Origin of the sequence: Streptomyces sp. NPDC058221 (assembly GCF_042882365.1) — a bacterium.
GTDB lineage: Bacteria > Actinomycetota > Actinomycetes > Streptomycetales > Streptomycetaceae > Streptomyces.
Genome location: NZ_JBHVWF010000023.1, coordinates 19,632 through 41,012 on the forward strand (window position 1 = coordinate 19,632; position 21,381 = coordinate 41,012).

Here is a 21,381-nt window from a genome sequence, read left to right on the forward strand (position 1 = left end):
GGCCCCGTCTCCCGCACGGTTCGTGCGGGGGACGGGGCCCTGGATGCTGCGGGTGCGACAGGAGGGTCAGAAGCGACGCGTGATCAGTGCGCGCTTGACTTCCTGGATCGCCTTGGTGACCTCGATGCCACGCGGGCAGGCGTCCGTGCAGTTGAACGTGGTGCGGCAACGCCACACACCGTCACGGTCGTTGAGGATCTCCAGGCGCTGCTCGCCGCCCTCGTCGCGCGAGTCGAAGATGAAGCGGTGCGCGTTGACGATGGCCGCCGGGCCGAAGTACTGCCCGTCGTTCCAGAACACCGGGCACGAGGACGTGCACGCGGCGCACAGGATGCACTTGGTGGTGTCGTCGAAGCGCTCGCGGTCCTCGGCGGACTGCAGACGCTCGCGGGTCGGCTCGTTCCCCTTGGTGATGAGGAAGGGCATGACGTCGCGGTAGGCCTGGAAGAACGGGTCCATGTCGACCACGAGGTCCTTGAGGACCGTGAGGCCCTTGATGGCCTCGACCGTGATCGGCTTCTCCGGGCTCAGGTCCTTGATCAGCGTCTTGCAGGCGAGCCTGTTCTTGCCGTTGATCCGCATCGCGTCCGAGCCGCAGATGCCGTGCGCGCAGGAGCGGCGGAACGTCAGCGTTCCGTCGGTCTCCCACTTGATCTTGTGAAGGGCGTCGAGGACACGCTCCTTCGGGTCGATCTCGATCTGGAAGTCCTGCCACTCGGACTCCTCGGAGACCTCCGGGTTGAACCGGCGGATCCGGAAGGTGGCGGTGATGTACGGGGAATCGGCGAAGCCGGCCTCGGGCTCGGGGACCTTGTCGGCCTTTTCCATCGTGGGGGTAGCCATCAGTACTTACGCTCCATCGGCTGGTAGCGGGTCTGGACGACCGGCTTGTAGTCCAGCCGGATCGACTCGGTGCCGTCGTCGGCGACCTCGCGGTACGCCATGGTGTGGCGCATGAAGTTGACGTCGTCGCGGTTCGGGTAGTCCTCGCGGTAGTGACCGCCGCGGGACTCCTTGCGGGCCAGCGCGGAGGTCGCCATGACCTCGGCGAGGTCGAGCAGGTTGCCCAGCTCGACCGCTTCGAGCAGGTCCGTGTTGAACCGCTTGCCCTTGTCCTGGATGGACACCTCGAGGTAGCGCTTGCGCAGCTCCGCGATCTTGTCGACCGCCGTCTTGATGGTCTGCTCGGTGCGGAACACCATCACGTTGGCGTCCATGCACTCCTGCAGTTCCAGACGGATCGTGGAGACCCGCTCGGTGCCGGTGGAGTTGCGCAGCCGCTCGACCTGGTCGACGACCTGCTGCGCCGGGTTCTCGGGAAGGTCGACGTAGTCGTTCTTCGCGGAGTACTCGGCGGCGGCGATGCCCGACCGGCGTCCGAAGACGTTGATGTCGAGCAGCGAGTTGGTGCCCAGACGGTTGGCGCCGTGCACGGAGACACAGGCGACCTCTCCGGCGGCGTACAGGCCCGGGACGACGGTGGTGTTGTCGGCCAGCACCTCGCCCTCGACGTTGGTCGGGATGCCGCCCATGGCGTAGTGCGCGGTCGGCTGGATCGGGATCGGGTCCGTGTAGGGCTCGATACCGAGGTACGTACGCGCGAACTCGGTGATGTCCGGGAGCTTGGCGTCCAGCTGCTCCGGCGGCAGGTGCGTCAGGTCCAGGTAGACGTGGTCGCCCTCGGGACCGCAGCCGCGGCCCTCGCGGATCTCCGTGTAGATGGAGCGGGAGACGACGTCACGGGACGCGAGGTCCTTCATGACGGGCGCGTACTTCTCCATGAAGCGCTCGCCGTCCTTGTTGCGGAGGATGCCGCCCTCACCGCGGGCGCCCTCCGTCAGCAGGATGCCCATGCGCCAGATGCCCGTCGGGTGGAACTGGAAGAACTCCATGTCCTCCAGCGGCAGACCGCGGCGGTACGCGGCGGCCTGGCCGTCACCGGTCAGGGTGTGCGCGTTCGACGTCACCTTGAAGAACTTGCCGGTGCCGCCGGAGGCGAAGATGATCGACTTCGCCTGGAAGACGTGGATCTCGCCGGTCGCCAGCTCGTAGGCCACGACGCCCGCGGACTTCTTGACCCCGGTCTCGGGGTCCTCCTGGAGCAGCAGGTCCAGGACGTAGAACTCGTTGAAGAACTCCACACCCTCCTTGACGCAGTTCTGGTACAGCGTCTGGAGGATCATGTGGCCGGTGCGGTCCGAGGCGTAGCAGGACCGGCGGACCGGGGCCTCGCCGTGGTTACGGCTGTGACCGCCGAAGCGGCGCTGGTCGATCTTGCCCTCGGGCGTGCGGTTGAACGGCAGGCCCATCTTCTCCAGGTCGAGAACGGAGTCGATGGCCTCCTTCGCCAGGATCTCGGCGGCGTCCTGGTCGACCAGGTAGTCGCCGCCCTTGATCGTGTCGAAGGTGTGCCACTCCCAGTTGTCCTCCTCCACGTTGGCGAGCGCGGCGGCCATGCCGCCCTGCGCGGCGCCCGTGTGGGAGCGGGTGGGGTAGAGCTTGGTCAGCACGGCGGTGCGGCTGCGCTTGGTCGACTCGATGGCCGCGCGCATGCCGGCGCCGCCGGCGCCGACGATGACGGTGTCGTACTTGTGGATCTGCATGGTTTACCTCTGGTCCTTCGGGCCCGGCGCCTAGCGGATGTTCGGGTCGAAGGTGAAGATCACCAGCGTGCCCAGCAGGACGGTGAACACCGTGGCGGTGTACAGCAGCATCTTCAGCCAGAAGCGGGTGTTGTCCCGTTCGGCGTAGTCGTTGATGACCGTACGGAGACCGTTGGCGCCGTGCAGCATGGCGAGCCACAGCATCGCCAGGTCCCACATCTGCCAGAACGGCGAGGCCCAGCGGCCGGCCACGAAGGCGAAGCCGACCTTGGACACGCCGCCGTCCAGCACCAGCTGGATCAGCAGGTGGCCGATGACCAGGACGACCAGGACGATGCCCGACAGGCGCATGAAGAGCCAGGCGTACATCTCGAAGTTGGTGCGCGAACCCTTGGGGGTCTTGCCGGTCCGCGTACGCGGGGGCTCGATCACAGGGGCCGGGTTGTCGACATCGTAGAGGCTGACGCCTTCGACTGCGCCGATCGCGGAAGTCTCGGTGGACATGGGCCTCAGCTCCCGAAGATGGAACGGACGGCGTGACCGAGGACGGGGTACAGGGCCCCGACCATGAGCACGATCCAGATGCCCAGCACGGTCCAGAGCATCTGCTTCTGGAGGCGCGGGCCCTTGGCCCAGAAGTCCACGGCGATGATCCGGAGACCGTTCAGCGCATGAAAGAGAATCGCGGCCACGAGGCCGTATTCGAGCAGCGCGACAGGCCATGTCTTGTACGTGGCCACGACTTCGTCGTAGGCCTCGGGGGAGACACGGACAAGAGCGGTGTCCAGGACGTGTACGAACAGGAAGAAGAAAATGAGGACACCGGTGACTCGATGAGCCACCCAGGACCACATGCCTTCCCGGCCGCGGTACAGCGTTCCAGCCGGCACGGAAGAACCCTCCGGGAGCGGGGATTGGGGTCGGCCGGCTTGACTGTCGGTCTGACCCGGCCGGGTACGGTCCACCGGCCCCGGCCATCGTAGCGACGCTTTGTCGGTTCGTTCGCGCCGGGGCCTCTGGTGTGATCAAAGTGGCAATCAATCAGGCACGGACGGGCTAGAGAGAGGCCTGTCCCCGGGGTCGGAGCAGTCCTGACCGGCCATAACCCGTTACTGACTCGATACCAGCCCGATGATGCGCCCCCGGGCGAGTCGCCGCATCTCGTCGGCCGTCACCACCCGCTCCTGGTCGGGGTCGTGGCCCAGCCGGGCCCGGATGCCGGCCAGCACCTGGTCGGGGTGCTCGGCGGGCCGGACGCCGTCGAGACAGATCACGAAGGCGTGGCCGAAGCGGGACTCGTACGCCGCGTGCGCTGCGGCCAGCGCGAGGTGGGCGGAGGGCGCCGCATCGGCGGGCAGCCCCGAGGAGACCTCGGCGGCGAGTGCCTCGGCCCGGTCGGTGGGGGAGAGGTCGTACCCCGCCTCGTCGGCCGCGGCGAGGAGCGCGTCCAGATCCGGGTAGGGGCGGTGGGCCGTCACCCGCTGGGCCCAGCGGTGGCTGCCGAAGCACTCCAGCAGGGCGGCCTCGGCATCACAGGCGGGTGCGTCATTGAAACGCCGCAGGTCGAAGCCGTGCGGGCCGGGCCGCCCGGGGACGGATCCGCAGCTCTGCAGAGGCACGGCTGTCCGCCGGACGGACCGGTGCGGTTGCTCCGGGAGGCCGGCGTGGGACTCGCTGGACCTGGACAGCGTGGGCTCCTCGAATCAGCGGCATCTGTGAACCTGGAGTGGGGAGGGGTCGGAGGGACCAGGTGGATGCAGGGTGAAGGGAGAGACGAATGTGCCTCAAAGTTAGCGAGGCCGGGCAACGGCCGTCCGACGGATGCGCGAATTTCACCCGGACGGGAGAGTTTCGGGATGACTGATGGATGAATCGGCGAGGAGAATGCCCGGCTATCTCCATACTTCTGCTCTGTTTCCCACTGAAACCGGAGGTTTCTGACCGATGTCGCTCTCACGCGGCGCTCTCGCGGCCGGAGCGGCCGTCACCGCGGCCGCCGCGGTGACTCTCACCGTCGTCCTGTGGCCCGACAGCTCCGACTCCGCGCGCCGGTCCGGGTCCGAGAACTCGGCCTCGGCCTCGTCCGCCGCCCCCACGCCTTCGCCGACCCGGAGCTACCCGCTGTCGAAGGCGCCCCGCGCCATCCCCGCCGTACGCGAGCACACCGCCGCCCACGGACCCGGCTGGCGGCCCGGCAAGGGCAGCGCGGTGGTGATCGCCGACGGCAGCAAGGGGCTCGCCGACGAGGGGCGGCTGCTCGCGGGCGAGCTGAAGATCGCCTACCGCGGTGCGGTGCCGGCCCGCGCGGGCGATGTGGAGCTGGCCCTGACCCCGGCGGACAAGGGCGGCTCCGAGTCGTACACCCTCAGGACCCACGACGGCCGCGTCACGGTCAGCGGGCCCGGCCAGGCAGGCGTCTTCTACGGCACCCGCACGCTCAAGCAGTCGGTGCGGGCCGACGGCGTCATGCCCGAGGGCGAGGTGCGCGACCGCCCCGACCGCCCGCAGCGCGGGTTCAACCTCGACATCGCGCGCAAGCCCTACACCGCCGCCTGGATCGAGGACCGGCTGCGCGAGATGGCCGACCTCAAGCTCAACCAGCTCGGTCTGCACTTCTCCGACGACCAGGCCTTCCGCATCGAGTCCGACACCCACCCCGAGGTGGTGTCGCCCGACCACCTGACCAAGGCACAGGTGCGGCACATCGTCGCCCTGGCGGACCGGCTGCACATCCAGGTCGTGCCGGAGATCGACTCCCCGGGGCACCTCGGCGCGGTGCTGCGCGCCCACCCCGACCTCCAGCTGCGCAATGTGTCGGGAGTGGCCTCGCAGGGATCGCTCGACATCTCCAAGCCCGGTGCGGCCAAGCTCGTCGACGAACTCCTCGGTGAGTACACGGAGCTGTTCCCCGGCGCGTACTGGCATCTGGGCGCCGACGAGTACCTCGCGCTGATGGCACGGGACCCGGCCGCCTCCTATCCGCAGCTCCAGCAGGCCGCCGTGAAGAAGTACGGGTCGAAGGCCGGGATCGAGGACCTCGCCACCGGCTGGCTCAACGACCGTGCGGCGGTCGTCCGCCCGCACGGCAAGCAGCCCAAGGCGTGGAACGACGGCCTCTTCCGCGACAGCATCGTCCAGGCGGACAAGAACATCGAGATCGAGTACTGGACGGGCAAGGAGTACGGGGCCCGTTCGCCGGAGGAGTACCTGCGCGAGGGCCGCAAGGTGCTGAACCTCAACGACGAGTTCCTCTATTACGTGCTCGGTCAGCCCAACGACTTCGTCTACCCCACCGGCAAGCGCATCTACGAGCAGTGGACCCCCCTCGTCCTGCGCGGCACCACAGCCGTCCCGAAGCGCTACTCCGACCAGATCCTCGGCGGCCGGTTCGCCGTCTGGGGCGATCTGCCGAACGCCCAGACCGCCGCGCAGGTGGCGCAGGGCATCCGGATGCCGCTGCGGGCGACCGCCCAGAAGCTGTGGGACCCGGGGAAGCCGAAGCTGAGCTGGGACGGTTTTCGGACGCTGGCAGGGGAGATCGACAAGGGCTGACCGGCGGCCGCGGCAGAAGGCCGTGCGGTTTCGCTCCCACGCAGTGACGATTTTCGGCCATTCGGCGCTGAATGCGGTAACAGGAAGCGCTGCGTCCCCATGCGTCCTGGCACGGGGAGGGCCGACGGGAGACACCGATGAGCCTGCTGGAACTGATCGCCGCCGCCGATGAGCGGGGACTGGCCGCGAGCGGGGCCGCCTGCCTCGACCGGTGCCTGCCGCAGCCCGCCGCAGGGGACGAAGCCGATCCCCTGCGGCCGCTCTGGGCCGGCTGCGCGGACGCGGCGTCCTGGCCGGACCGGCTGGCCGAGGCACGCGCGGCCCTGGACGCCCTGCCCGGTGCGGAACCGGCCGTGCAGCGGATCCGGAAGCTGCTCGGCGAGGCGCCCGCCGCCCGGGCGGGCGCCCGGCTGCGCGACTGGGCGGACGCCTGCTCGGCGCTGGCCCTGGAGATCCACCTCGGACACGACGCCGGCCGGGCCGGCCGGACGGGGCTGGTGGAACGCTGCCGGGCGGGTGAACCACAGGGGGCGGGGCCGCTGCTGGCCGGGGAGACCGCGCGCCAGGTCCGGATCCTGGAGATGCTGGCGGAGATCGGCGACCGTGCCCCCATGGGCGCCGGGCTGCGGCAGGTGCTGGACGTATCGACCGAGGGCCAGCGAGTGCTGCGGGCGGCCGTCGCGCGACGCGCCCGCGTGCGGGCCTGAACCTGCGCGGCTCCCGACGCGCAGCGGCGTACCCGGGGACGGCGGGGAAGACGAGGACGACCGGGGCCGCCACCCCCCACAGGAGAGGCCCCGGTCGTCTTCCGCGGGGCCGCAGGACGACCCCGTACTCATCTCAGCGTCGTCACTGCGTTTTCTGTCACACCGCGCTCCGGCGCGGAATGTTGCGGGTTGTACAAGCCATGGACGTGATGCCCGCGAAGGACGTAGCGTGCTGAGTCGCGCAGGGTGGAGTGGCAGTGGTGACCAGCTGCGATTCAGGACAGCAGGGCAGGTTGAGGGAGTGCTGGGGGACGACGCGGGGCTTACTGCCGCGGTGCTCGCGGCACAGGACGGGGACGAGGACGCCTTCCGTACTGTGTACCGCGCGGTGCAGCCGCGGTTGCTGGGCTACATAAGGACGCTGGTGGGGGAGCCGGACGCCGAGGACGTGGCATCGGAGTCCTGGCTCCAGATAGCGCGCGACCTCGACCGGTTCAGCGGTGACGCGGACCGGTTCCGGGGGTGGGCCGCGCGGATAGCCCGTAACCGTGCACTGGACCATCTGCGGATGCGCGGCCGGCGGCCCTCGGCCGGTGGCGACGAGACGGAACTGTCCGAGAAGCCCGCCGAGTCCGACACGGCGGCCGAGGCGATCGAGGCGCTGGCCACCGGCCGCACCATGTCGCTCATCGCCCAGCTGCCGCAGGACCAGGCCGAGGCCGTGGTGCTGCGCGTGGTCGTCGGGCTCGACGCGAAGAGCGCCGCGCAGACGCTGGGCAAGCGGCCAGGTGCGGTGCGCACCGCAGCCCACCGTGGACTGAAGCGGCTCGCCGAACTACTGCGGACGGACAGCGAGGACGGCACGGAACAGCCGGGCGACGGCGACGGTCCGCCGCCCGCGGACGGCACGGAGGACAGCCGTCCGCACGGCGGTGCTCCGGCCGGCGGGGTCGGTCCGCCCAGGGGGCCGGCCGATGCCCAGGAACCCGCGCAGTCCCCGCACGGCAACGCGGCAGGCCGGACGGCGGAACTCGGCGCCGTACCCGCGCAACGCCCCTCACGCACCGGCCTGGTGGCGCCCGCCGGTGTGACGCATTCGCGTCTGTGGACGCAGAAGGACATGTGATGGCCGACGAGCAGTACGAATGGCTTGACAAGGAAGCGGCGGAGAGATTGCTCCGCCGCGAACCGGTCGATCCTGCCGACGGCCAGCCGGGACAGGAGGTCGCGAGGCTCGGGGCCGCGCTGGACGCAGTGGCTCGTGCCGCCCGTCCGGCCACCGGCGAACTTCCGGGCGAGGCCGCCGCGCTGGCCGCCTTCCGCGCCGCCCCCCGCTCCGCGGCCCGCACCTCCGCCGCCTCCCGGCGGACGGGCCGGACGCCGGCCGCGGGGACGGACGCGATCGGCGAGACGGGCATGCTCGCCCCCGTACACATAGGCAGGGCCGCCTCCCGTCACGGGCCGGGCGCCGCGGGCACCCGCGAGGCCCGCCCGATGCGCTGGAGCCGGCCCATCCGCTTCGGCCTGGTGGCCTCCCTCGCCTGCTGTGCGATCGGCGGGGTGGCGGTGGCCGCCGGGACCGGGGTACTGCCCGGCCCCTTCGGCCGGCACGGCCCCTCACCGTCCACCTCGGTGTCGGCCGCCGCCTCGCCCGAGGAGCTCGGCTCCGGGCTCACCACCGACGACGGGACGCCCGAGCCACCGTCCGGATCCCCGGACACGACGAGCCCGTCACCCGAGACCTCGCACTCCGCGGACCCCGGCGGGAAGAACACCGCAGGTCCCGGGGACAGCACCCCCACCGGTCCGGGCACGGGCGGCGGGACCGGCACCGGGGAGTCCGAGGGCCCGGCGGACGGCTCCACGGGCAAGCCCGACGGCACGGACGGCGGCGACGGCACGGGACAGCCCGATCCCTCGAAGGACGACACATCAGGGGCCTGGTACGCCAAGACCCTGAAGGCCTGCCGCGACTACCGCGACGACAAGCTCGACGACGACCGCAGACGCCGTCTCGAAGAGCTGGCCAAGGGTGCCCGCAACCTGGACCGGTTCTGTGACCGGATGCTCGGCCAGGCCGACGGCAACGGCAGCGCCGGCCAGAACGGCGACGACGACGGTGGCGAATCGGACGGCGACGACTCGGCGGCCGGCGGTTCGGGCTCCCTGCCGTCGATCGGGTTCTCCACCGCCTCCCCGACAGCCTCGACGGCCTTCGCGGGCGCCGGGCCCGGAGCGGACGACACCACCGCATCGCAGTCGGCGGCGCCGGGCACCCCTGTCGCGGCCCGCTGACCCCGGGCCGCGCCTCGGACCGCGTTTCGCAATGATGTTTCGGAAGTCCAGCCAGGCCGCCCGCCACCGGGTGTGACGTTTTTCGGTCCCCGGGCGCAGTACAGAGTGAGCCGACTGGTCATCGGCAGCGTCCTGAGCCGGGGTTCCCCCCGTACCTTCGGCTCGGCGCAACGGCGCGGGCGGGGCACGTTCCCCCGGTCCCGTCCGCGCCCCTCACTCCACCGGGTCCGGCCCGGCGCTCATCAGTGGACGACGACCTTGTCGCCGTTGTGGACCTGGTCGAAGAGCGAGGCGATCTTCCCCTCGTCCCGGACGTTGACGCAGCCGTGCGAGGCGCCGTTGTAGCCGCGGGCCGCGAAGTCCGATGAGTAGTGCACCGCCTGGCCGCCGCTGAAGAACATCGCGTACGGCATGGCCGTGTGGTAGATCGTCGACACATGGTGCCGGGACTTCAGGAAGACGGAGAAGGTGCCTTCGCGGGTCGGTGTGTACTGCGAACCGAACCGCACGTCCATCGACGAGACGACCTTGCCGTCGATCATCCAGGACAGCGTCCGGCTGTTCTTGCTGATGCAGATCACCCGGCCCGTCAGACAGCGCTTGTCCGGCTTCGCGACCGGACGGGTGGTCGGCGGGTTCAGCTCCGCGGCCGTCGGCTCGCGCGTCATGCCGAGCAGCTTCTGCCAGGTGAGCGTGTCCGTCCTCCCCGTACGGGACAGCCCGCGCTTGCCCTGGAACGACTGCACGGCGGCGACCGTGACGGTGCCGTAGTAGCCCGTGGGGCTGCGGTCGAAGTGGCCGATCTGGCGCAGCCGGGCCTGGAGTTCGCGCACCTGCTTGCTCTGCGCGCCGCTCGCCATCAGCACGGTGCCCTGTGGGTCGGCCGAGGGTGTGGACTTCGGCTTCGGCGCCGTGCTCGGCTTCGCGCTCTTCGACGGTGTCGCCGCCGCGGGTCCGTCCGTGCCGGGCTTGGCGTCGTCGGGCCCGCTGCCCGTCGGCACCGCCGAGGGTGCGGCCGGTGTGCTGCCCGCCGCCTGCGGCTCGCACCCGGTGGTCACCGCGGTCAGCGCGAGTACGGCGAGGGCCGCGACGCCGGCCGCGGCCCCGCGGCCGCCCCTGTGCGCGCGGCCGCCCCTGTGCGCGTGGCCGCGCCCGGTCCTTCTGGTGCGTATCATCTCGGCCCCCTGGTTCTCCGGTATCTCATGGGACGGATTCCCGCCCTGCCCGGTTGCCGAATCCTGCGCAGGGCGGCGAAAGCGTTATCGAGATTCATCGGTTACCGATGAGTGGCCGGGCCGGGAGGTGGAGGACTGCCGCGGAGGCACTCGCGCGGGTGATCTCTCGCCGATTGTCCGTGGCCCTGGATAAGCTCGTGAACAGTAGTCCCCGAAAGGAGGATGCCGTGGCCGTAATACAGCACGAGGAGCAGGCGCACGTGCAGGAACAGCCGGAGCTGACGCTCGGCGAGGCAGCCGACCAGCTCGCTCGCTCGCTGCCTGGGCATCGCGTGGAGATTCTCCAGGGGAGGCTCACTGTGACACCACCGGCCGACGTAGCGCATGCTCTGGCGCTGTCCTGGCTCAGCGAGGAGTTCGGCGCCCCGGCGCGCAAGGTCGGTCTCAGACTTGTCCAAGGAGTCGGTTTGTGGCTCCCCACCGGTCCTGAGGACTATGTGATTCCTGATCTGTCGGTTGTGGAGGCCGATATCAAGGACGCGCATGTCATGAAGAACTGCTACGCCGCCCACGTCTTCCGCATGGTTGTGGAGGTGACCTCGACCAACTGGGCGGACGACCTCGGTCCCAAGGTCGAGGACTACGCCCAGGCGGGCATCCCCGTCTACGTCGTGGCCGACCGCAAGCACGACCAGGTGCTGCTCTGCACCGATCCCCGGGGTGGCGAGTACAAGAACCAGGCGCACCACAAGCGCGGGACGTCCTTCTTCGTGCCCGACGAGGTCGGCGTCGCGATGGAGCTGTCCGTGGACCGTCTGCTCAACGGCGACGAGGACTGACGGAGCGCCTCGTCCCAGGATCCGAACCCCGCATCCGGAGCGTCGCGCCCGCGTGCGAGACTCCGTTTCATGCTGGGTGTCACCGACCTTCCGACCTATCTCGCCGGCCTTGTGCTGATCGTTCTGCTGCCGGGACCGAACTCGCTGTACGTGCTGTCCGTCGCCGCCCGGCGCGGGGTGCGCACCGGCTATGTGGCCGCAGCCGGGGTGTGGACCGGGGACACCGTACTGATGACGCTGTCCGCGCTCGGGGCCTCGTCGCTGTTGCAGACGACGCCCGTGCTCTTCGCCGTGGTGAAGATCGCCGGTGCGGGCTATCTCACCTGGCTGGCCTTCGGGATGCTGCGGGCCGCGGTGTCCATGTGGCGCGAGCGGCACCGGCGGGTGGCGGAGCTGACGGGTGAGGCGGCGGACGGGGGCGAGGCCGCCGGCACCATGGAGCGGCCGTACCGACGGGCGCTGGTGGTCAGCCTGTTCAACCCGAAGGCGATCCTGTTCCTGATCTCGTTCTTCGTGCAGTTCGTCGATCCGGGGTACGCCTACCCGGCACTCTCCTTCGTGCTGCTGGGCACGCTGCTCCAGGTCGCCAGCTTCCTCTACCTGTCGGCGCTGATCTTCGGCGGCACCCGGCTGTCCGCCGCGTTCCGCCGCCGGAAGCGGCTCTCGGCGGGAGCCACTTCGGCGGCGGGTGTGCTGTTCCTCGGCTTCGCGGCGAAGCTCTCGCTCAGCAGCGTCTGACCGGCGGGCCGGCCCCGCCCCGTCAGTGGTGCCAGGCCTTGCCGCCGACGTTGTGGATCATGCGCTGGAGCACCTTCATGGTGCGGACGAACTCCTCGGGCGGGATGCCGTCGTGGATCTCCGCGCTCGCCCGCGAGACGCGCGCGTACGCCCGGGTCCGCAGCTCGCGGCCCTCGGGGGTCAGCCGCAGCCGGGTGCCGGCGTCCTGGGTGACGAGGGCCCGGTCGACCAGGGTGTCGATCTCGGGTTCCATGCCGCCGCCGACATCGAGATAGCCGCGGAGCATGGCGACCACCTCCGCCCGCGGGCGGCCCGGTTCGTCCGCGTCGGCCAGCTGGTTCAGCACCCACCAGCGAGGCTGCGTCAGACCGTGTTCGGCGAGGGCGGCCCGGATGTGGCCCACCGTCGCGATGTGGGCTGCCCAGCTCCAGTAGCCGATCGGCTGCCTGGCGAGCCCTTCGTCGTCATGCGAGTAGTTCATTGAGTAGTTCATTGAGTCGTTCGTCGAGTGGTCCATGACGACGAACGTAGGAACTCAACCTCGCTTGAGGTCAAGGCCCAGCGGTGCGAGGTACTCGGCGAGCCCGTTCATGTCCTCGCCCGCCCAGCCGATGTAGCCGTCCGGGCGGATCAGGAACAGCCCCTTGCCGTACGCCTCGTACGCCGCCGTGCGGTGCACCCGGACCGCCGCGGTGGCGAACTCCGGCAGCTCCGCGTCGGTGCCGACCGCCAGCAGCGTGAAGTGCGGGCCACGGAACACATCGAACAGCCGCCGTCCGTCCGTGGGCCCGTCGGGGGCGCGGTCGCCGGCTTCCAGGACGCCTGCCCGGCCCGCCGACAGCGGGCCCCCGCGGTAGCCGAGGCCCAGCTGCTGGGCGGCGGCGCCGCGTTCCTGCTGGCCGCGGTGGATACGGGTGGACAGGCCGAGCACCTCGGCGGCGATCGGGCGGCGCTCCTGTTCGTAGGTGTCGAGCAGGGCGGCGGGTGCGCCGTGGCTCAGCACCCGGCCGAGCTTCCAGCCGAGGTTGTACGCGTCCTGCACGCTGGTGTTCAGGCCCTGGCCGCCTGCGGGGGAGTGGACGTGTGCGGCGTCCCCGGTCAGGAAGACGCGCCCGTCGCGGAAGCGGTCGGCCAGTGCGGCGCGCGGCCGGAAGTCGGAGGACCAGAGCACCTCGGTGACGTCCGCCGCGTCCAGGTGGGTGCGTTCGGCGACGACCGCGCGCACCCCGTCCGCCGAGGTGTCCGGCGCACCGTCCTTGTACTGGGCGACCAGCTGGAAGTCCGCGGTGCCGGGCAGCGGGCAGAGCGTGATGAACCCCGCATCGGTGTTCATCATGTGCCAGTTGAGCCGGTCGAGGGCCGTCTCGGCGACCCGTACGTCGGCCACCAGCATCGGCGCCGGGTCCACCGTCTCCCCGGTCATCGCGATGCCCAGCACCCGCCGCACCGTGGAGCGCCCGCCGTCCGCCGCCACCAGGTAGGAGGCGCGGACCCGGCCGGTGCTCAGCTGTGCTGTGACCCCGTCCGCGTCCTGGCCGAGGCCGGTCAGCGCGGTCGAGAAGGCGACGTCGCCGCCCAGTTCGCGCAGCCGGGCCAGCAGGATCTCCTGGGTCCGCCACTGCGGCATCATCCACGGCTCGCCGTACGGCTCCGCGTCCGTCGGGGCCGCGACGCGGAACATGTGGTGCTCGCCCACCCGCTCGCCGTTCTGCCAGGCCATCCCGACCGGTGCGGGGCCGCCGTGCTCGCGGACCGCGTCGCCCACCCCGAGATCGTCCAGGACCTCACGGGTGCGGGGCTGGATGCCCTTGCCGCGCGAGCCGGGGAAGAGCGCGGGCGCCTGCTCGATGAGGAGGGCGGGCACGCCCCGGCGGGCCAGGTCGCAGGCGAGGGCGAGGCCGGACGGGCCTGCTCCGACGATCAGGACCCCAGTTTCCTTAACGCTGTTAAGTTCCATGTCCGAGAGTGTGTGCTTAACGCTGTTAAGTTGTCAAGAGAAGGGCTGTTAGTTTGGCGAGGTGGGTACGACGAAGATCGACCGGTCACGCGTGGCCGACACGGCGCTGCGGCTGCTGAACGAGGTGGGCCTGGACGGGCTCACCCTGCGCACCATCGCCAGGGAGCTGGACGTCAAGGCGCCCGCGCTCTACTGGCACTTCAAGGACAAGCAGGCGCTGCTCGACGAGATGGCCACCGTGATGTACCGCCGGATGCTCGACGAGGGGCTGCCCGGGCCCACCCCGGAGAGCTGGCAGGACCAGCTCGTCGCGTACAACAGCGGGCTCCGCGGCGCGCTGTTGCGTTACCGCGACGGGGCGAAGGTCTACGGGGGCGCGAAGTTCACCGGCACCGACCACGCCGACGGACTCGAAGGGCATCTGCGGACCATGGTCGACGCGGGCTTCGAGCTGTGGCAGGCGGTCCGGGCCGGCACCACCGCGTACTCGTACACGATGGGCTTCGTCAGCGAGGAACAGGGCGTCCGTCCGATGCCCGACCAGCAGCGAGAGGGCTACGACGTCGCTGAACGCGCCGAACGGCTGGCCCGCTACCCGCTCGCCGCTGCGGCCGGCTCCGAGATCTTCGCCAACTACGACGAACGCTTCGAGGACGGGCTGCGGCTGATCGTCGCGGGCATCGAAGCCCGGTACCGGGTGGGGTGAGGCGGGCGCAGGGTGTGCGCGGCTCCCTTACGGACGCGCGCGCCGCCTGCGTACCCGGCCCAGGACCGCCGGGCCGAACGCCGTGGCCAGCAGGGCCGCCAGCGCGGCGGCCCCGGCGAGCGTCCCGGCCCGCAGTCCCGGCGGCCGGAACGTGCAGTCCACCGCCGTCCGGTCCCCGGTCACCGGCGCCGCGACGAGGCCGCGATACGAGCCGGCCGGACGGCCGTCGCAGCTCCAGCCCGCGATCCGGGGCGCGGCCAGCACCGCGACCCCCTGGGTGCCCGGCGGGAGTTCGGCGTGCACGCCGTCGCCGGAGACGGTGACCCGCGTCGCGCCGGTCCTCTTCAGCCCCGCCACCGCCGAGGCCAGCCGGCCCGGGTCCAGGCAGCCGACGGCGTCGTGCGGAACGGTCCCCGTCCGCTCCGCCCGCAGCGTCACGGAGACCCGGCCCGCGCCGGGCCCCAGCGGCAGAATCCCGGCCCGGCGCGTGGGCATGTCGCCCCGCAGATCGGCCGGTTCACCGCCTGCCCCCAGCCGGGCGGTGCCGAACAGATCGGGCGCCCACAGGAACACCTGGCTGCCCGCGGGGCAGCTCGCGCTCAGCGTGTAGGTGCCGGGCTCCACCGCGTAGGCGTTCGCGTCGCTGTCGGCAACGGCCCCGCCGTCCGCTGCCCGCAGCGCCGTCCCGGGCAGCGTGTACACCCGGGCGCCGAGCAGCTTCTCCTGGTTGCGGAAGGGCGACCGTCCCCAGCCGGAAGAGCCGGAAGAGCCGGAAGAGCCCGAACCGGCCGGCCGGACCGTCACCAGCGGCGGGACGTCCTGCCGGGTCACGGTCACCGGCCGCTCGTCCGGCCGGTTCCAGACCTGATGCGGATCGCGCGGCACATGCACCCGGGCACCGACCGAGAACACCGCGTCGGTCACCGGATTGTCCAGGCTCTGCAGGGCGCGGCCGCGCGAGGTCCAGCCGGCGCCCAGCGCGAGGAAGGCGCGGGTCGTGACGTCGGGCGTGAGGCTGCTGTAGTAGGCACCGCCCTGGCCGCCTACCACCAGCGGGTCGTTGTTCGTGCTCTGTTCCAGGCCCGGGTCGGTGCGGTAGCGCGGCCAGCCGTCGGCGCGGGCGACCGCGTCGGCCTGCAGGCGCTGGCGCTCGCCCCAGGGCGCGTAGTCGTCCAGCTGCTTCAGCCGCTGCCGGTCGGCGTACGCGGTGGTCGCGGCGGCCTGCCCGGCCTGCGCTCCCACCAGCAGCAGCACCGCGAGCGCCAGGAACCTGCCGCTGCGCATCAGCGCCAGACCGCAGACCGCCGCCAGCAGACCCGCGGCGAACAGCGGATACGTCCACCGGGTGATCAGTGCGCTGGGCGCGGCAGCCGCCGCGATCAGCACCAGCACCCCGCCCCCGGCCAGCAGCGCCCGCCGGTCCGGCCAGGCGCCGGCCACCGAGGTCCACGCGGCGATCACCACGATGCCGGAGAGCACGAAGGTCTGCCGGAACGGGCTGCCGTTCGGCGTCGCGAAGGCGTGCCAGAGCAGATGCGTGGGCCCCCACTGCATCGACAGCGCGACCACGGCCACCAGCCCCGGCCACACCCACCGCTCGGCGCGCGGCGCTCCACGGTGGAACGCCAGGGTGCAGGCGAGCAGCAGGGCGCCCGTGCCGAGGAAGACCGCCGGACTGAAGAATCCGTAGGTGGCCGGCAGCAGCCGGGCGGCGACGTCCGGCCAGGCGGCGGGGGCGAACTCCCGGTTCCAGCCGGGGTAGGCGTGCCGGGTGCCGAGGAAGACCGGCAGGAGGACCGGCGCGGCCAGACCGATGCCGATCAGCACCGTCCGCACCGCGCGCCCCAGCCCCCGGAGCCGTTCCCGTGACGTCCCGTCCTCCAGCAGCAGCCGCACCACCAGCACCAGCGCGGCCCCGAGCGTGGCCATGTACGCGGTGTAGAAGTTGGAGACCCAGGCAAGCGTCACCAGCAGCGTGCCCGGCACCGGGCGTCGCGCGGTCCGCGCCCACTCGCCGGCCAGGCACAGCAGCGGGAAGGCGATCAGCCCGTCCAGCCACATCGGGTTGTACGCGGCCTCGGCGACCGACCAGCCGCACAGGGCGTATGAGGCACCGAGCACGGCCGCCGCCCACTCCCGGCCGCCGACCCGGCGCAACGCGGTGAGCAGCCAGGTCATCGCCGCCGCTGCCACGCCCGTCTTCACCAGTGTCACCACGTAGACGGCCAGATCGATCCGGTCCCTCGGGAACACCCCGATGAGCAGCGCGAACGGGCTGGTCAGGTACGTGCCGAGGTCGGGCAGGAAGCTGGTGCCGAAGCCGGACTGCCAGTTCAGCAGCAGCCCGCCGTCCGCCCGGCCGTGGAGCAGGTCCCAGAGGTGGGCGTGGAACGGTACGAACTGATTGCCCAGGTCGTTCACGCTGCGGGTGCGCGGGCCGAAGGGGTAGCTGCGGGCCACCGCGTCCCCGGCGCAGACGGTGACGACGGTGAGCACGGCGGCCAGGGCGGCGCCCCGGCCGCGCGGCGATCGGTGAATCGACGGAGTCCTCATGGTGCGTCGAATATGTCATCGAACATCGTGAAATCCCGTGCGGGGAAAGGCGGTTCACCTGATGGTCCGCCGCCCTTCACGCCCCGGTCCCCGCCAGGCCACCCGGCACGCACGCCGGGAACGGGCGGTAGGGCGGCAGTTTCCCGCGCCGACAGAGTGAGTTCACCCCGCGGCCGTTCAGGTTTCCTACCGTGCCACGGAACCCCGAACGGTTGACGAACATCCGTCCTCTCCATACGCCCCTCCCCCCACGGGCATCAGACGCTTTGGAGCGCCATGACGAAAGCCCGCACCCGTTGGCCACGGCAGCGTGACGCGGAGGCCCCGCTCCCGTCCGAGGACCCCGCGTCCGCACCCGCCGCCGTCCGTCCGACGGAGCTGGAGACGTGCCTGCGCGCCTGCGCGGCCCACAGCGGAAAGCTGGTCGCCGGGCTCGACCGGCGGCGCACGGCGCTCGCGGAGGCGCTGCGGAACCTGCTGGCCGCCCACGCCACCATGGAGCAGACGCCCGCCCCCGCCACCCCGCTGCCCCTGCTGCGGCGTACCGCCAGGAGCGGCCCCGGATCGGCCCTGGTCCTCGGCGACCAGCTGATGGACCCGCTGCTCGCGGTCGGCAACAAGGCGCTGGACTGCGGTTACGAGGACGAGCTGAAGCTCGCGCTCCTCGTCACGGACGCGGTGCTGACCCAGCGCACCCGCTCCAGGGCGGCCTGGCGGCTGCGGGCCCGCGCGCTGGAGGCGACGGGCGCGGAGACCGAAGCCGTCGCGGCGTACGAGCGCTACCTCGCCCTCACCGACGACGACGGCTTCGGGATCGCGGCGAGGACGGCGGGGCTGCGCGCCGGGGCCGAGTGCCAGGGCGAGCTGTTGCGGAAGCTGGCCGAGGACTGTCCCGAGGCCGCGGGCTTCGCCGGTGAACCGGTCACCGACACCTGGGCCGAGGGCCTGGCGCTGCACGCCCGCGGGGACTGGAACCGGGCCCGGTCCCGGCTGATCGGTGCACTGCTGGCCCAGGACAGGTCCGGCGCGCCGGTGCCGGAGATCCAGGAGGCCCTCGCCCAGTACGTCGGCCTCGCACTGGAGGCCGGCGGCGCGCCGGGCAGCGGCGGCAGACCCCGCACCGCCCCGGGCCGCGGCGACCCCGCCCGCCTCACGGAGCTGATCGCGCTCTACGCCGGACAGCGCCGGATGCGGATGCGCGGGCCCGTCGCCGACCCCACCTTCGGCGGCGTCGAATGGGCCACGCTCGGCGAGTTCCGTAACCACATCGCGGGCAAGTCGATCTGTCTGATCGCCAACTCGCAGCGGGTCGGGACCGGTTCGATGGGCGCCGAGATCGACGCGTACGACCTGGTCGTCCGCTTCAACTCGTACCGGATCGACCCGGCGGCCACCGGCAGCCGCACCGACATCCACGCCACCATCCACAAGCACGGCTTCAACTGGGACCGGAAGGTCCACACCCGGCTGGTGTTCGGCGGGCTGTCCGGCGACTGGAAGTACTCGCTGCGCACCCGCCTGGTGCCGGGCGCACAGCAGTATCTGGGCGACGAGTCGCTGCGCTGGCCGCTGCGCGACATCGGCAAGGTCACCGCGGACGTCTGGCCGTCCATCCCCACCAGCGGGTTCAACATGCTGTGGCTGCTGGACCATCTGGACGTCAGCCCGCAACTCGACCTGATCGGCTTCGACTTCTACGAGAGCGGCGCCTACCGGCTGCCCGCCGCGATGAAGATGCCCATCACCTCCGTGCACGAGTACACCAGCGAAAAGGCGTGGGTCATGGAACGCGCCCGGAGCGTCACCGATACGAGGATCCGACTGCGATGACGACGACGCCCCCTGCCGAAGCGCCCGTTCCCCACGCGCCCGCCCCCGCCAGCACGCTCACCGGAAAGCGCCGGGTCGCCTTCGCGAGCTTCGTGGACGAGAACTACCTGCCCGGATTCCTCGCCCTGCTGCGCAGCCTCGCCCTGTCCAACCCGGCCGTCTGCGAGGACTTCATCGTCCTGCACGACGGGCTGCGCCCCGCGTCCGTCGCCCGGATCAGGGAACTGCACCCGCGCATCGACTTCCGCCGGGTCGACGCCGCGCACTACGACACGTACGCCAAGGGCGACCAGGACAACTACCTGGTGCGCAAGGCCTACTTCATCCTCGACGTCTTCCGGGTGCGCGACTACGACACCGTGATCACCCTGGACACCGACATGGTGGTACTCGGTGAACTGGACGAACTGCTGCGGCTGCGCGACGGACTCGCCGCCGTCCCGCAGTTCTTCTACGGTCAGCACAAGCTCAACAGCGGGCTGCTGGTCATCCAGCGCGAGTACCTGAGCGACGCGTTCTGCGCCCGGATCGACGAGGCCGGCCGCTCGGGCGACTACGAGCTCGACAAGCACGACCAGGGCATCCTGAACGCCGTACTGGACGGCGAGTTCGTACAGCTCGACTCCCGCTACAACTTCGTGAAACGGCGGCTCTCCGGCGACCTACCGGTGCCCGACAGCACCGCGATCCTGCACTTCACCGGCCGGCACAAGCCCTGGCAGGGCGGCGAGGCCGGATACGCTCTGGCCGAGGAGCGCTGGCGGGAGTTCGTGCTGTCCGACGCGGAGTTCCACGCCGCGTACCTGGCGCTCCCCGGCGCCAAGCACCACGACCTGCTGGTGCACTACGGCACCCCGCACGTCCGCCGCACCGCCGACCCCGACAGCGCCCGCCGGGTCGCCACCGCCCATATCGGCGCCGGTGAGTACCAGGAGGCGGCCGAACTGCTCGGCTCGGTCCCGATCCCCGTCGACGAGGCATGGCCGCACGAGGTGCTCGGCCATGCGCTGATGAGCGTCTCGCGCTACGAGGAGGCCCGCGCCCAGCTCCTGCTGGCCGCCGCCGCCCCCAACCGGGCCGCCACCGCCTTCTCGCGCCTCGCCCAGATCGCCTGGATCCACGGCGACGACACCAGCGCGGCGCAGTACGCCCTCGACGGGCTCGGCGTCGACCCGACCCATCGCGCGAACCGGCTGATGTACAAGCGCACCAGGGACACCGACGCTCCCGCCGAGGGGCCGCCCGACGGTCAACTGGCCCATGTCGCCTTCTACATGGACCGGCAGGGCAACGCCGGGGACAAGCTCCTCCCCGAGAGTGTCCGGCTCGCCTTCGGCCGGGACACCGGACCGGCCCGCTGGCACTCCGTACATGCCCACCGGCTGTTCGACGAGGCCGCGCTGGAACGGGTCAACGCCCGCCGCGGCCTGGTCATCGGCGGCGGCGGCCTCTTCATCCCGGACACCGCGCCCAACGGCAACAGCGGCTGGCAGTGGAACGTCCCCGACGCCATGCTGGAGCGGATCGACGTACCCGTCATGGTGTACGCGGTCGGCTTCAACGCCTTCGACGGCCAGGCGTACGGACACGGCCGGGAGCGGTTCCTGTCCTCGCTGCGCAAGCTGGTCGAGCGCGCCGCGTTCTTCGGGCTGCGCAACCACGGCTCCATCGAGAAGGTCCGTGAACTGCTGCCGGCCTCGCTGCACGACAAGGTGCGCTTCCAGCCCTGCCCGACCACCGTCACCCGGCAGCTGGTGGACGGCTGGACCGACCCCGAGCGGCGCGAGGACACCATCCTGGTCAACGCCGCCTACGACCGCTCCGGACTCCGCTTCGGCCACGACTACGGGCACTTCCTCGCCGAGATGGCCACCGCGGTGAAGAGCCTCGGCACATACGCCGAGGTGAAGTGCGTGGCCCACTCGCTGGACGACGAGCGGATCGCCTTCGACCTGCGCCGTGAGCACGGCATCGCACTGCCGGTCATCCCGATGTACGACTTCGGCAACGACGCGATCCGGGACACCTACGCCCGGACGAAGCTGGTCATCGGGATGCGCGGGCACGCGGGAATGATCCCGTTCGGCTGCGGCACACCCGTCATCAGCCTGATCTCGCACCCGAAGATGGCGTATTTCCTGGCCGACATCGAGCGGCCCGAGTGGGGCATCTCCGTCCACGACCGGCACCTCGGTGCGCGGCTCGTGGAGCGGGCGGCCGGACTGCTGGACGACCACGCGGCGGCGGTGGCCGATGTGCACGGGCGCCAGCAGGAACTGTGGAAGGTCACCGAGGCGAACACCGCGGACCTCCGGCTGATCCAGGCCGGCGTGCGCGTCTGACCGGCGCCCGACGGAGGGGGACGCGGGAGGGGGGGGGGGGGCGGCCCGGCGCCCCCCCCCCCCCAAATAAAGAGACAAAGGGCG

18 protein-coding genes are annotated in these 21,381 nt (G+C 71.3%); 9 read left to right on the forward strand and 9 right to left on the reverse strand.

Annotation, left to right across the window (positions count from 1 at the left end; genetic code table 11):
• Positions 1–66 precede the first annotated feature (66 nt).
• The 5 genes from ACFVW8_RS10555 to ACFVW8_RS10575 form a co-directional block, all read right to left on the reverse strand.
• Positions 67–843, reverse strand: a complete 777-nt coding sequence (locus ACFVW8_RS10555) for a succinate dehydrogenase iron-sulfur subunit (protein WP_389688211.1) — start codon at positions 841–843, stop codon at positions 67–69.
• Positions 843–2,603 (reverse strand): succinate dehydrogenase flavoprotein subunit, encoded by a 1,761-nt coding sequence (gene sdhA, locus ACFVW8_RS10560; RefSeq protein WP_389688213.1) that lies wholly within the window; start codon positions 2,601–2,603, stop codon positions 843–845. Before sdhA ends, ACFVW8_RS10555 begins: the two co-directional genes overlap by 1 nt.
• 30 nt (positions 2,604–2,633) lie before the next feature.
• Positions 2,634–3,107 (reverse strand): succinate dehydrogenase hydrophobic membrane anchor subunit, encoded by a 474-nt coding sequence (locus ACFVW8_RS10565; RefSeq protein ID WP_024488891.1) that lies wholly within the window; start codon positions 3,105–3,107, stop codon positions 2,634–2,636.
• Positions 3,108–3,112: 5 nt separating this feature from the next.
• Complete coding sequence (sdhC, locus tag ACFVW8_RS10570) at positions 3,113–3,493, reverse strand: succinate dehydrogenase, cytochrome b556 subunit (protein WP_073732547.1); 381 nt, start codon at positions 3,491–3,493, stop codon at positions 3,113–3,115.
• 219 nt (positions 3,494–3,712) lie between these two features.
• Positions 3,713–4,222, reverse strand: coding sequence for a 2-oxo-4-hydroxy-4-carboxy-5-ureidoimidazoline decarboxylase (locus ACFVW8_RS10575; protein WP_389688216.1), 510 nt, complete (start codon positions 4,220–4,222; stop codon positions 3,713–3,715).
• 325 nt (positions 4,223–4,547) lie between these two features.
• Between ACFVW8_RS10575 and ACFVW8_RS10580 the strand changes: the two genes are divergently transcribed.
• The 4 genes from ACFVW8_RS10580 (at position 4,548) to ACFVW8_RS10595 (ending at position 9,157) form a co-directional block, all read left to right on the forward strand.
• Positions 4,548–6,155 (forward strand): glycoside hydrolase family 20 protein, encoded by a 1,608-nt coding sequence (locus ACFVW8_RS10580; protein WP_389688218.1) that lies wholly within the window; start codon positions 4,548–4,550, stop codon positions 6,153–6,155.
• 137 nt (positions 6,156–6,292) lie between these two features.
• Complete coding sequence (locus ACFVW8_RS10585) at positions 6,293–6,862, forward strand: hypothetical protein (RefSeq protein WP_389688220.1); 570 nt, start codon at positions 6,293–6,295, stop codon at positions 6,860–6,862.
• A 301-nt stretch (positions 6,863–7,163) separates the two neighbouring features.
• Positions 7,164–7,988, forward strand: coding sequence for an RNA polymerase sigma factor (locus tag ACFVW8_RS10590; protein ID WP_389688222.1), 825 nt, complete (start codon positions 7,164–7,166; stop codon positions 7,986–7,988).
• The gene (locus tag ACFVW8_RS10595) at positions 7,988–9,157 is read left to right on the forward strand and encodes a hypothetical protein (protein WP_389688224.1); all 1,170 of its coding nucleotides are present in this window, start codon (positions 7,988–7,990) and stop codon (positions 9,155–9,157) included. Before ACFVW8_RS10590 ends, ACFVW8_RS10595 begins: the two co-directional genes overlap by 1 nt.
• Positions 9,158–9,399: 242 nt before the next feature.
• Here the strand turns inward: ACFVW8_RS10595 and ACFVW8_RS10600 are convergent, their stop codons facing one another.
• Positions 9,400–10,332: a L,D-transpeptidase family protein gene (locus ACFVW8_RS10600; RefSeq protein WP_389688226.1), complete on the reverse strand. Its 933-nt coding sequence runs from the start codon at positions 10,330–10,332 to the stop codon at positions 9,400–9,402.
• 227 nt (positions 10,333–10,559) lie between these two features.
• Between ACFVW8_RS10600 and ACFVW8_RS10605 the strand changes: the two genes are divergently transcribed.
• Positions 10,560–11,171, forward strand: coding sequence for a Uma2 family endonuclease (locus tag ACFVW8_RS10605; protein ID WP_389688228.1), 612 nt, complete (start codon positions 10,560–10,562; stop codon positions 11,169–11,171).
• Between the two features lie 69 nt (positions 11,172–11,240).
• Positions 11,241–11,909, forward strand: a complete 669-nt coding sequence (leuE, locus tag ACFVW8_RS10610) for a leucine efflux protein LeuE (RefSeq protein ID WP_389688230.1) — start codon at positions 11,241–11,243, stop codon at positions 11,907–11,909.
• 22 nt (positions 11,910–11,931) lie between these two features.
• Here leuE and ACFVW8_RS10615 read toward each other — a convergent pair whose 3' ends face one another.
• Positions 11,932–12,390: a MarR family winged helix-turn-helix transcriptional regulator gene (locus tag ACFVW8_RS10615; protein ID WP_389688307.1), complete on the reverse strand. Its 459-nt coding sequence runs from the start codon at positions 12,388–12,390 to the stop codon at positions 11,932–11,934.
• Positions 12,391–12,444: 54 nt separating this feature from the next.
• A complete protein-coding gene (locus ACFVW8_RS10620; protein WP_389688232.1) occupies positions 12,445–13,866 on the reverse strand; it encodes an FAD-dependent monooxygenase in 1,422 nt (473 codons plus the stop codon).
• A gap of 61 nt (positions 13,867–13,927) precedes the next feature.
• Between ACFVW8_RS10620 and ACFVW8_RS10625 the strand changes: the two genes are divergently transcribed.
• Positions 13,928–14,572 carry a TetR/AcrR family transcriptional regulator C-terminal domain-containing protein gene (locus ACFVW8_RS10625; protein WP_389688234.1) on the forward strand — a complete coding sequence of 215 codons (645 nt, stop codon included), beginning with the start codon at positions 13,928–13,930 and terminating at the stop codon, positions 14,570–14,572.
• Positions 14,573–14,599: 27 nt separating this feature from the next.
• Here the strand turns inward: ACFVW8_RS10625 and ACFVW8_RS10630 are convergent, their stop codons facing one another.
• The gene (locus ACFVW8_RS10630; RefSeq protein ID WP_389688236.1) at positions 14,600–17,125 is read right to left on the reverse strand and encodes a YfhO family protein; all 2,526 of its coding nucleotides are present in this window, start codon (positions 17,123–17,125) and stop codon (positions 14,600–14,602) included.
• Between the two features lie 276 nt (positions 17,126–17,401).
• Between ACFVW8_RS10630 and ACFVW8_RS10635 the strand changes: the two genes are divergently transcribed.
• Together ACFVW8_RS10635 and ACFVW8_RS10640 are read left to right on the forward strand one after the other, a co-directional pair.
• Entirely contained in the window at positions 17,402–18,955 is a 1,554-nt protein-coding gene (locus tag ACFVW8_RS10635; protein ID WP_389688238.1) for a hypothetical protein, read from the forward strand.
• Entirely contained in the window at positions 18,952–21,297 is a 2,346-nt protein-coding gene (locus ACFVW8_RS10640; RefSeq protein WP_389688240.1) for a glycosyltransferase, read from the forward strand. Before ACFVW8_RS10635 ends, ACFVW8_RS10640 begins: the two co-directional genes overlap by 4 nt.
• Positions 21,298–21,381: the final 84 nt, after the last annotated feature.

What these genes read in the sequence shown, in the direction of transcription:
- ACFVW8_RS10555 (WP_389688211.1), bottom strand. Translation starts at nt 843, where the DNA reads ATGGCTACCCCCACGATGGAAAAGGCCGACAAGGTCCCCGAGCCCGAG.
- sdhA (WP_389688213.1), bottom strand. Translation starts at nt 2,603, where the DNA reads ATGCAGATCCACAAGTACGACACCGTCATCGTCGGCGCCGGCGGCGCC.
- ACFVW8_RS10565 (WP_024488891.1), bottom strand. Translation starts at nt 3,107, where the DNA reads ATGTCCACCGAGACTTCCGCGATCGGCGCAGTCGAAGGCGTCAGCCTC.
- ACFVW8_RS10580 (WP_389688218.1), top strand. Translation starts at nt 4,548, where the DNA reads ATGTCGCTCTCACGCGGCGCTCTCGCGGCCGGAGCGGCCGTCACCGCG.
- ACFVW8_RS10585 (WP_389688220.1), top strand. Translation starts at nt 6,293, where the DNA reads ATGAGCCTGCTGGAACTGATCGCCGCCGCCGATGAGCGGGGACTGGCC.
- ACFVW8_RS10595 (WP_389688224.1), top strand. Translation starts at nt 7,988, where the DNA reads ATGGCCGACGAGCAGTACGAATGGCTTGACAAGGAAGCGGCGGAGAGA.
- ACFVW8_RS10600 (WP_389688226.1), bottom strand. Translation starts at nt 10,332, where the DNA reads ATGATACGCACCAGAAGGACCGGGCGCGGCCACGCGCACAGGGGCGGC.
- leuE (WP_389688230.1), top strand. Translation starts at nt 11,241, where the DNA reads ATGCTGGGTGTCACCGACCTTCCGACCTATCTCGCCGGCCTTGTGCTG.
- ACFVW8_RS10615 (WP_389688307.1), bottom strand. Translation starts at nt 12,390, where the DNA reads ATGAACTACTCGCATGACGACGAAGGGCTCGCCAGGCAGCCGATCGGC.
- ACFVW8_RS10620 (WP_389688232.1), bottom strand. Translation starts at nt 13,866, where the DNA reads ATGGAACTTAACAGCGTTAAGGAAACTGGGGTCCTGATCGTCGGAGCA.
- ACFVW8_RS10630 (WP_389688236.1), bottom strand. Translation starts at nt 17,125, where the DNA reads ATGAGGACTCCGTCGATTCACCGATCGCCGCGCGGCCGGGGCGCCGCC.
- ACFVW8_RS10635 (WP_389688238.1), top strand. Translation starts at nt 17,402, where the DNA reads ATGACGAAAGCCCGCACCCGTTGGCCACGGCAGCGTGACGCGGAGGCC.
- ACFVW8_RS10640 (WP_389688240.1), top strand. Translation starts at nt 18,952, where the DNA reads ATGACGACGACGCCCCCTGCCGAAGCGCCCGTTCCCCACGCGCCCGCC.